Below are 10,163 nucleotides of genomic sequence, written 5' to 3' on the forward strand. Positions count from 1 at the left end.
GCTTGCAGCAGAGCCAGAGCTTGAAGCAGAGCCAGAGCTTGAAGCAGAGCCAGAGCTTTTAGATGAACTTGAATCAGAGTTTGAAGGTTTAGATGATGATTTATTTGCACAAACGAGTGAAGAATCAAGCGACGATTTACTTGATGAAGATGATTTACTCGAAGAATATAATGATCCTTCACTAAAAAGTGTTGATGATTTACTCAATGAGCTGCAGCAAGAAGATGATTACGTAGAGCCTCCACAATGGTCTGATGTTGATGAGCTCAACGATGATATCGAAGAAGTTGAAATAGATCTGGGAGATGATCCGCTTGCAGATGAAGAACTCGGTGATGAATTTGATTTAGCACTGGAAGACGAACCTCTTAGCAATGATACAGTAACGCCAAGTTTAGAGCTTGATGATTATCCAGACCTTGAACTCGATGATGAAGAGATTGATAGTGACGCAGAATTAGCCGATGAGACTGAGCTGGAAACGTCAGAACCAGGTACTCCAGAGCTGAAGCTTAGTCAAGCTGAGCAAGATCTTGCTAATGCAATGGCGGGAGGCCACGATTTAGATAGTTTAGAGCAAGATTTTGATGATGAATTATTAATCGAAGATGAGCTGATTACTGAAGACGAGCCGGTTGCTGAAGACGAAACAGTTGTTGAAGACGAACTGGTTATTGAAGATGAGCTAGGTAGTGAAGACGAACTAGTTGCTGAAGATGAACCAGTTGTTGAAGATGAACTTACAGATGCGTTAGAAGATGAATATCGTAGTGATTTCGCGACTGAACTTGAAGATCCACTGGAACAATCGTTGTCAGATGATCAGCTTGATGATGATTTTATGGCTGATCTCACCCAAACAGATTTTGATGCATTGCTTAGTGAGTTGGCTGAACCTGAGTCTTTAGAAATAGATGATAGCAGCGAGTTTGAAGTTGATTTCAATGCGTTACTTAGTGAAGATCTTGCTACACTTGAAGAGCTTTCAGTACCTGATGATATGCCGTCGGCTGAGCAATTAAGTGAAGACGTAAATGCATCAACAAATGAGGACATCGTTGCGGATGAATTCGTCGATATTGATGCTTTGATTGAACAAAGTGATGATACAAGCTTAGATTATGAACCTTATGATGATGTAAATATGGATGTCGGATTAAGTGAGTTTGATGCCTTACTTGCTGGAGATAACCCAACTGATGTTGATGCTGAAAGTGGCGGTTATTCTGCAAAACTTGATTTAGCACGTGCTTATATTGAAATAGGGGATATGGATGCAGCCCTTGACGCTATTGACGAAGTAATAGCAAATGGTCCCGAAGAAGTACAAGAAGAAGCACAAAGCTTAAAAGCAAAATTACTGTAAGTTGTTTCTGCATTTATAGTTAAAACGGGGAGTAAATTTAGTTTACTCCCCGTTTTTTTAGCAATAGAAAAAAGGTCGCTTGGCTGCTGTGCGCTTAATTTGTATAGAGTCACTTTTATTGCAGCGTCAGATAGCATAAAATGCCCCGTTCATTAGCACAGTAGGTAAAGCAGTAATTATGCGAGTAGCACTTGGAGTTGAGTACAACGGCGCCCGTTATAGTGGTTGGCAACGTCAATCGCATGTAAATAGCGTACAACAAGAAGTAGAAACCGCGCTTTCGCGTATTTGTAATCATCCAGTTGAAATAGTCTGTGCTGGACGCACTGATGCCGGCGTGCATGGCACTGGGCAAGTGGTGCATTTTGATACCGATGCTGAACGCGATATGGTTGCATTTACTATGGGTATGAATACCTTGCTACCGAAAGATATTGCTATTCGCTATGCAAAACCGGTGAGTGATGATTTTCATGCACGTTTTAGTGCTACTGCTCGTCGTTATCGTTATGTTATTTACAATAACGCCTTTCGAGGAGCAATATTAAATGAAGGCGTTACGCATTTTCATCACCCACTTGATGAAACTAAAATGCAAGAAGCATGTCAATATCTATTAGGTGAGCATGATTTTACGTCATTCAGAGCTTTGCATTGTCAAGCGAATACTGCTACACGTACTATTCATCACTTGTCGGTTGAGCGTCAAGGCAGTTATGTGATTATTGATATTAAGGCTAATGCATTTTTACACCACATGGTGCGTAACATTACCGGTTGCTTAACCGATATTGGTATTCATAAGCAGCAACCTGTGTGGCTAAAAGAGTTACTTGATTTAAAAGAGCGAGCCAAAGCCAGTGCGACGGCAAAGGCGGCAGGTTTATACTTAGTTGATGTTGACTATCCGGCGCGGTTTGAAATTCCGTCGACACCACTTGGCCCTTTATTCTTAACGGATGTGAATGGTTAATTGGTGATAAATTAAACATAACCTTGCAGGCATTTCACTACTAAGACCAGTTTTTTATACCGCCTGTGTGGAATTCATGTTTTAATTGAAAAAATTTGTCTGTCAATAATGATTTGGCAGGAACGCAGCAAAGCACAGAATAGTATTAAGAGAGTTGCAAATGAGTTGGTTAGAAAAAATCCTACCTAAAACAACAAAGTCTTCGGCTCGTAAAGAGATCCCTGAAGGTGTTTGGGCAAAGTGTACAGATTGTGATTCGATTTTATATAAAGCTGAATTAGAAAAATCACTCAATGTATGTCCTAAATGCAATCACCACATGCGTGTGAGTGGCCGTAAACGCCTTGAGCACTTTTTGGATGATGGCGACCGCCAAGAACTTGGCACACAGCACGAACCAAAAGATATTTTAAAGTTTAAAGACTCGAAAAAATATTCAGATCGTATCGCCGCCGCACAAAAATCAAGTGGCGAAAAAGACGCATTAGTCGCGATGAAGGGACGCTTAAAAGGCATTCCAGTGGCCGCCGTCGCATTTGAATTCTCATTTATGGGTGGGTCAATGGCATCGGTTGTTGGCGCACGTTTTGTGGATGCTGTTGATCAGTGTTTAGAGTATAACATGCCGCTAATTTGCTTCTCCGCTTCAGGTGGCGCACGTATGCAAGAGGCACTAATGTCGCTTATGCAAATGGCTAAAACCAGTGCTGCACTTGCTAAGATGAGCGAACAAGGCTTACCGTTTATCTCAGTAATGACTGACCCAACTATGGGCGGTGTATCAGCATCATTAGCTATGCTAGGTGATATCAACGTGGCGGAGCCAAAAGCATTAATCGGCTTTGCGGGTCCTCGTGTAATTGAACAAACTGTGCGCGAAACCTTACCTGAAGGCTTCCAACGAAGTGAATTTCTACTCGAGCATGGTGCCATCGATATGATTATTGATCGCCGTGAAATGCGTGACACACTTGCCCGCATACTAGCTAAATTTATGAACTTGCCTTCTACGGAACAAGAGCATAGAGTAGCGTAAATTTCAGCTTTACTGATCACACGCTATGACAAAAAATCTTCCTAGCCAATCATCAAGCCTTGATGATTGGCTTTGTTATTTAGAAAGTGTTCACCCAGCAAATATTGCCATGGGTTTAGAACGCGTTGCCAAAGTTGCCAAAACAATTGGTTTACTAGATAGCCCAAGTAAAATTATTCTAATAGCCGGCACCAATGGCAAAGGCACCACTGCCCGATGTTTAGAATCACTGCTGCTGGCCCAAGGTTATTCGGTTGGTACCTATGCATCTCCTCATTTAATTCATTATAACGAACGAGTGCGTATTAATGGCGCTGAGCTTGATGATCAATTTCATGTTGATGCGTTTTACTTGCTCGAGCAAGGCCGCGGTGACACGCCACTGACTTATTTTGAGTATGGCACCTTAGGCGCACTGGCTATTTTTAAACGCCATAGCGTTGATTATGTGCTGTTAGAAGTGGGTTTAGGTGGGCGTTTCGATGCTACCAATATTGTTACTCCATTTGCCAGTGTGATCACCACCATAGATCTAGATCATAAAGAGTACCTTGGTGATACGCGAGAGCTTGTGGGTTATGATAAAGCAGGGATCTTCCGTACCGGCACACCTGCCATTGTCGGCGATTTAAATATACCGCACACAGTCACCGACTACGGTCATGAAATTAACGCGGTGATGCATTTATCTGGGCGAGACTTTATATTTAAAGAGCATGCGCAAAGTTTTAGTTGGCAATATCAAGCCCATCACTTTGAGTTTACTAAACCATCAATCCCATGCCAAAACGCGGCAACGGCACTAACCACATTAGCCGTGTTAGATTTATTACCTAGTGAGGCATTGATCCGTGATTGTTTAGCTAATTTAGTTGTTGAAGGGCGTTTTCAGCAACTAAGCAGCAAACCTATGGTCTATACTGATGTGGCACATAATGCTGAATCTGCACGCTATTTAGCTAAAAAGTTAGCTAACCTGCAAGATCAAGGCTTTAAAGTTCATGCGTTAGTCGCTATGCTGGCTGATAAAGACAAAGTCGCTGTATTAAATGAAGTTAGCCCGGTAGTTGATGCGTGGTGTTTAGCCGGACTTAATTGCTTTCGTGGCGATAAAGTAGAGAATTTAGCTAAATCCATGGATAATGTGCATACAAGCGCGCCAATTGAAAAATATCAAACAGTTGCAGACGCATTGGATGGTGTGTTGCCACAGCTTGATGAGAAGACGGTGTTAATCATATTTGGCTCCTTCTTAACTGTTGCAGCTGCTATCAATTATTGGAAAAAATAGAGAGGAATCAGGTGAACTCAGGCTTTATAAATCGTTTAGTCGGCACAACTATTGTGGTGATTGCAGCTATCGTGTTTATTCCTAATATTCTTGATGGCGAAAAAGTACATTACAAAGAAGGCTTTAAAGCCATTCCGGAACGTCCTGAGTTCACAACTATTGACTTGCAAGATTCAATAGATGATCAAGTGGCTAACGCACAACAGCCAAACGAAGAGCCTGAGGAAGATATATTGCCAGATGATGACCTACTCTCAAGTTCCTCTGAAGCAGTTGTAGAGACGACGCCAGTAGCGAAAAAAATGGTTGAAGCATCGACTGAGCAAACTACTGTAGCAACGACTACAGCACAACCTGTTGAAAAAAAGTCTGAGCCATCACGTAAGCCTGAAGAAAATTTATCGAAAATGGCATATGTAATTCAGTTGGGGAGCTTTTCGCATAGTGCGAATGTAAAATCGCTACAAGCTAAACTAAGTGACAAAGGGTTTAAAACCTTTACCCGTCCAGTTAAAACACCAAATGGTACTTTAACCAAAGTTTTTGTGGGTCCGTCGCTTGATAAAGCCCAGCTTGAGAGCAAACTCCCTGAATTAAAAGCACTTACTAAACTTAACGGAAAAGTTACCCAATTTGAAGTAGCAAAATGATCTGGCATTTAGTGCTGACCTCTTATAGAATGCGCCCCAAATTAACGACTAGTTGGTTCATATGATCTGGGTTGATTACGCCATCTTTGGCATTATTGCACTGTCTACTATTATCGGTTTAATTCGTGGCTTTATAAAAGAAGCAATGTCTTTGGCTGTGTGGGCTGGCGCATTTATCATATCTAGCTTGTTTTACCAATATTTAGCATCATTCCTAACAAGTATTTCTGAACCCCTTTTAAGAAATGCAGCGGCCATTGCCATATTATTCTTTGCGACGCTATTGTTAGGCGGATTGTTAAACTACCTTCTAGGTGAACTTGTACAACGTACTGGTTTGTCTGGCACAGACCGTGTCTTCGGCATTGTCTTTGGTGCACTTCGTGGCGTGTTGGTCGTGAGCGCGTTACTCTTCTTTCTTGATGCTTTTACTGGTGCACCCAATACGCACTGGTGGGGTAACTCTATTTTGATCCCAGAATTTGGCTTTGTTGTTGAGTGGTTTTTTTCATACCTCGAAAATAACTCTAGCTTTTTAAATTCGGTCAACCGTTAATCGGCGAGGAAAAATTTCATGTGTGGTATCGTTGGAATAGTCGGAACATCTCCTGTAAATCAGGCGATTTATGATGGCTTAACTGTTTTGCAACACCGTGGCCAAGATGCCGCGGGCATCATTACCATTGAAAACAACACCTTTAGTTTACGCAAAGCAAATGGCTTAGTGAAAGATGTATTTCACACCCGTCATATGAAGCGTTTACAAGGCACTATTGGTATCGGCCATGTACGCTATCCGACAGCAGGTTCTTCTAGCTCGTCTGAAGCGCAGCCGTTCTATGTTAACTCACCGTTCGGTATTGCTTTAGCACACAACGGTAACTTAACCAATGCAGAGCAGCTTAAAGAGCAATTGTTCTGTGAAGCACGTCGCCACGTTAACACAACCTCAGATTCTGAAATTTTACTTAACATCATGGCTCATGAATTAAGTAAACCAAATAAACTACATCTTGACCCTGAAGATATTTTTAACGGTATCACCGAAGTTATAAATAAAGTTCAAGGCGGTTATGCCACCATCGCTATGGTAATTGGCCATGGTATTATCGCGTTTCGTGACCCAAATGGTATTCGTCCATTAGTGTTTGGTAAACGTGAAACTGCAAATGGCACTGAGTATATGTTTGCCTCTGAAAGCGTTGCGTTAAAAACTGATGGTTTTGAATTTGTGCGTGATGTCGCTCCTGGTGAAGCGATATATGTTACTGAAGGCGGTGAGTTTTACTCACAAACATGCGCAGATAAAGTATCTTATTCGCCATGTATCTTTGAATTTGTTTACTTTGCACGTCCAGACTCAAATATCGATCGCATGTCTGTTTACGCTACACGTGTAAATATGGGCACTAAGCTTGGCGAAAAAATTGCTCGCGAATGGGCTGATAAAGATATTGATGTTGTTATTCCAATCCCAGAAACATCATGTGATGTGGCATTGGAAATCGCCCGCGTACTTAATCTGCCATATCGCCAAGGGTTTGTTAAAAACCGTTACATTGGCCGTACGTTTATCATGCCTGGTCAGGAAATGCGTAAAAAGTCAGTACGTCAAAAGCTCAATGCAATTGACCGTGAGTTTAAAGGTAAAAACGTATTACTAGTTGATGACTCGATTGTACGTGGCACTACTTCAGCACAAATTGTTGAAATGGCGCGTGAGTCTGGTGCTAAAAACGTTTACTTTGCTTCTGCTGCACCTGAAATTCGCTTTCCGAACGTGTATGGTATTGATATGCCATCTGCGGCTGAGTTGATTGCCCATGGACGTGAAGTTGAAGATATCAATGCAAGCATTGGCTCTGATGGTTTGATTTTCCAATCGTTACCTGATTTGATTGCTGCCGTAGCGCAGGAAAACCCAGAAATTACACGATTTGAAACATCAGTATTTGATGGCCAATATATTACCGGTGGTATCGATCAGAATTATTTGAATCGTATTGAACAGCTGCGTAATGATTCGGCAAAAAGTAGTCGTGAAAGTGCCATGTCTTCTGGTTTAGAGTTACATAATCAAGAAGAAAACGGCTCAGATTAATCTCTGCCTAGCGAAATAAAAAAGGAGCTAAATTTAGCTCCTTTTTTGCGAAGGAAAGAAAATAATAACACTACTTTATACTACATTTTACAGCTTCTAACGTTGAACTAGGTATCATGTAAAGGTTGGACTTACGATACCGTTGGTCCACAATATGGCGGTGACAGCTAAAATAATCACCAGTAAAATTAGTCCGCAAGTTACCACAGAGCTTGCGTAAATAAAGCCACGCTCTTGCGGTATATGCATCAAAATGGGCACACCGGTATACAGTAAGTAGACCGAATAGCCTAAAGCGACCAAACCCACACATACAACAAACCATAGCTCTGGCCAAAATGCCGCTAGTGCAGACATAAATACTGGTGTTGAAGTATACGCTGCAAGTTCTAAGGTTTGGGTAAAGGTTGGTTCTGCACCAAAAGTAACAGCCATCCAATGTGCTAAATAAGCCAGCGCAAACACACCCACAATTAAAGCGCCATACATAGCTGCAGCAATCAGTATTGCACTATCGTGGGTTAAAAATACCGGATTACCAGCCCCGATACTCCAGCCTAAATAAACCGATGAGTAATAACCCATTGCAGATGGAAACAACGCTATCAGTAATATATGTGATAGGCTATATGTTAAGCTCTCGTGGCGGTTATCTATTGTTTGCCACTCTTCGAGTGGATGGGCATATATGCCCCAAAGATGGTTTAGTATCATAATTGTGTGCCCCATGAAAAGGAATTAGTTCGCTGTTTTATTTTTATACAGCTTGTATTAAGTTATGGTTCAGTAATGGGGTCTTGTCAAGAAACACCAATGAGAGACGAAAGCAAAAAAATCAGCGGGGATATATTTAACTAGAGTTCGGGTTATTTAATTAATCAAACCCCCAGCTTTGTTTTATTATCAGTCATTTTTCATGATAAAATCATTTTCTTAATGATAGATACTGATGAGCAACTCCCTTCGTGCCACATAGCAAACTTTTAGAACCGATTAAGCAATTTTTACGTTGTGAAACCCCTTTAGGGTGGATTGATGAAGCCACTAAAAAAGAAAACCTAGCGGTTATTTTAATTGATCATCTCATCTGTGAGCTTAAAGCCGCGCAATCTGCGATGTTTTTAATTCGTAAATATGCTGTGGATAAACAAAGCAGCGATGCCTTGCTTGAGTGGCTAAAGCCGTTTGAAACGCTGATATACAAACGTGAAGGGAATTGGCGCGATCTTGCGGCTAAAAACAAACTGACTAAAGCAGTGATCCCAAAATCTGATTCAGCTTATGGGCAAGATTTGGTTGATAAAATGGTGATGTTGATCAAAGAAGAGCTGCACCACTTTTATCAAGTATTAGAGATCATGGATGAGTACGGTATTGAGTATCAAAGTATTACGCCGTGTCGTTATGCTAAGGGTATGCTAAGACATGTAAAAACCTTTGAGCCAGATGCACTGGTCGATAAGCTCATAGTCGGTGCTTACATCGAAGCTCGTTCGTGCGAGCGTTTTGCCGCGCTTGCACCCCATGTAGATAAGCGTTTAGGTGATTTTTATATTTCGTTATTGCGCTCTGAGGCACGCCATTACCAAGACTATTTAACTCTTGCCCAAGAAATTGCTGGTTTTGATATTACCGAGCGGGTTAAAGAGTTTGGTGAAATTGAAGCGCAGTTAATTACATCTTGTGATGACGATTTTAAGTTTCACAGTGGTACGCCGGTAAATAAAAGCGCTTAACGAACACCAACATGTGCAACAGCTTTTCAAATCATGCTGTAGCACATACTTTATTATCAAAAGTGTTTTTAAATTAGACACATCAAAAACTCTCACCTAATATTTAAAGCAAGTTAAATTTTTATTTATCAGTTATTTTATTGCTTTGCAATGCATTGTAAATGAAAGACCATTGCTATTATTATTTTGGTGGGTATATATGGATGAGAATGAGGGATTATTTGTATTTTCTGCTGAGGAAGAGTTAGTAAATACCGACCTTAAAGTATGGAAAATTTTAACTGTTGAGGATGATCTCGATTATCAACACGCATTAATTAATAGCTTAAAAGAATTAAAGGCCAAAGAAGGCTACAAATATGAGTTATTAGCGGCCAACTCAGTACCAGAAGCTGCGCTTGCTTTAAGTATGCACCCAGATATAGCACTTGTTTTTATCGATGTGGTTATGGAAGAAGATGACTCCGGACTGCGTTTGGTTAATACCATCAGAGAAGTGATTGGCAACGCTGAAATGCGTATCGTGTTACTAACAGGGCAGCCCGGTTTCGCCCCTGAAACCGATGTGATGAAAATGCTCGATATTGATGAGTACTGGAATAAGTCTGACATTTCTGCACAAAAGCTTGAATCAATCGTTAATAGTAATATGCGAACTTGGCAATATATTTCGCAAATAAAAGCCGCTAAACAAGGTTTGCAACTTGTGCTAGATGCATCAAGGAGCATTAATAGCAAACATGATATGGGCTCATACTCTGCTGCAGTGCTGCAAGAGCTAAGTAATATTTTAAAAATATCAGAGGGAGGCGGCATCCTTTGCTCAAGTAATCTAGACAAAGATGCTGGTGCTGTAATTCTGACTACTAACGGCTGCTTTAATGGCAGGGCAAGATCACGAACTTTACCTTGACTTAAAAGTATGATCTTATACTCCTTTTTAAGGAGCCCCCATGCCTGATATTCAACTATTTAAATATTTCGAATCAATTGACGACCCTCGCCAGCAG

At 41.0% G+C, this 10,163-nt stretch carries 9 protein-coding genes and 1 pseudogene; 9 read left to right on the top strand and 1 reads right to left on the bottom strand.

The features are described 5' to 3' along the window. The 7 genes from H5180_RS22955 to purF all read left to right on the top strand — a co-directional run. Nucleotides 1-1,366, top strand: a 1,366-nt coding sequence (locus H5180_RS22955; RefSeq protein WP_310736524.1) for a FimV/HubP family polar landmark protein, incomplete at its 5' end; no start/stop codon positions are given. A 178-nt stretch (nucleotides 1,367-1,544) separates the two neighbouring features. Then, complete coding sequence (truA, locus tag H5180_RS22960; RefSeq protein ID WP_145241498.1) at nucleotides 1,545-2,339, top strand: tRNA pseudouridine(38-40) synthase TruA; 795 nt, start codon at nucleotides 1,545-1,547, stop codon at nucleotides 2,337-2,339. 160 nt (nucleotides 2,340-2,499) lie between these two features. Continuing rightward, nucleotides 2,500-3,375 (top strand): acetyl-CoA carboxylase, carboxyltransferase subunit beta, encoded by an 876-nt coding sequence (gene accD, locus H5180_RS22965; protein WP_182759223.1) that lies wholly within the window; start codon nucleotides 2,500-2,502, stop codon nucleotides 3,373-3,375. 25 nt (nucleotides 3,376-3,400) lie between these two features. Then, entirely contained in the window at nucleotides 3,401-4,666 is a 1,266-nt protein-coding gene (folC, locus tag H5180_RS22970) for a bifunctional tetrahydrofolate synthase/dihydrofolate synthase (protein ID WP_182759224.1), read from the top strand. An 11-nt stretch (nucleotides 4,667-4,677) separates the two neighbouring features. Continuing rightward, nucleotides 4,678-5,316 (top strand): SPOR domain-containing protein, encoded by a 639-nt coding sequence (locus H5180_RS22975; protein WP_182759225.1) that lies wholly within the window; start codon nucleotides 4,678-4,680, stop codon nucleotides 5,314-5,316. Between the two features lie 61 nt (nucleotides 5,317-5,377). Then, a complete protein-coding gene (locus H5180_RS22980) occupies nucleotides 5,378-5,872 on the top strand; it encodes a CvpA family protein (RefSeq protein WP_054206292.1) in 495 nt (164 codons plus the stop codon). Between the two features lie 18 nt (nucleotides 5,873-5,890). Beyond that, complete coding sequence (gene purF / locus H5180_RS22985) at nucleotides 5,891-7,417, top strand: amidophosphoribosyltransferase (protein WP_145241490.1); 1,527 nt, start codon at nucleotides 5,891-5,893, stop codon at nucleotides 7,415-7,417. A 114-nt stretch (nucleotides 7,418-7,531) separates the two neighbouring features. Here the strand turns inward: purF and H5180_RS22990 are convergent, their stop codons facing one another. Then, the gene (locus H5180_RS22990) at nucleotides 7,532-8,131 is read right to left on the bottom strand and encodes a Yip1 family protein (RefSeq protein ID WP_145241488.1); all 600 of its coding nucleotides are present in this window, start codon (nucleotides 8,129-8,131) and stop codon (nucleotides 7,532-7,534) included. A 251-nt stretch (nucleotides 8,132-8,382) separates the two neighbouring features. Between H5180_RS22990 and miaE the strand changes: the two genes are divergently transcribed. Together miaE and H5180_RS23000 are read left to right on the top strand one after the other, a co-directional pair. Further along, nucleotides 8,383-9,153 carry a tRNA isopentenyl-2-thiomethyl-A-37 hydroxylase MiaE gene (gene miaE / locus H5180_RS22995; protein ID WP_182732574.1) on the top strand — a complete coding sequence of 257 codons (771 nt, stop codon included), beginning with the start codon at nucleotides 8,383-8,385 and terminating at the stop codon, nucleotides 9,151-9,153. A gap of 199 nt (nucleotides 9,154-9,352) precedes the next feature. Next, nucleotides 9,353-10,039: pseudogene (locus H5180_RS23000) on the top strand (DUF3369 domain-containing protein); the annotation flags it as partial. Nucleotides 10,040-10,163 lie beyond the last annotated feature (124 nt).

The sequence above is a fragment of the Pseudoalteromonas sp. SR41-4 genome (genome assembly GCF_014163985.1).
Lineage (GTDB): Bacteria > Pseudomonadota > Gammaproteobacteria > Enterobacterales > Alteromonadaceae > Pseudoalteromonas > Pseudoalteromonas rhizosphaerae.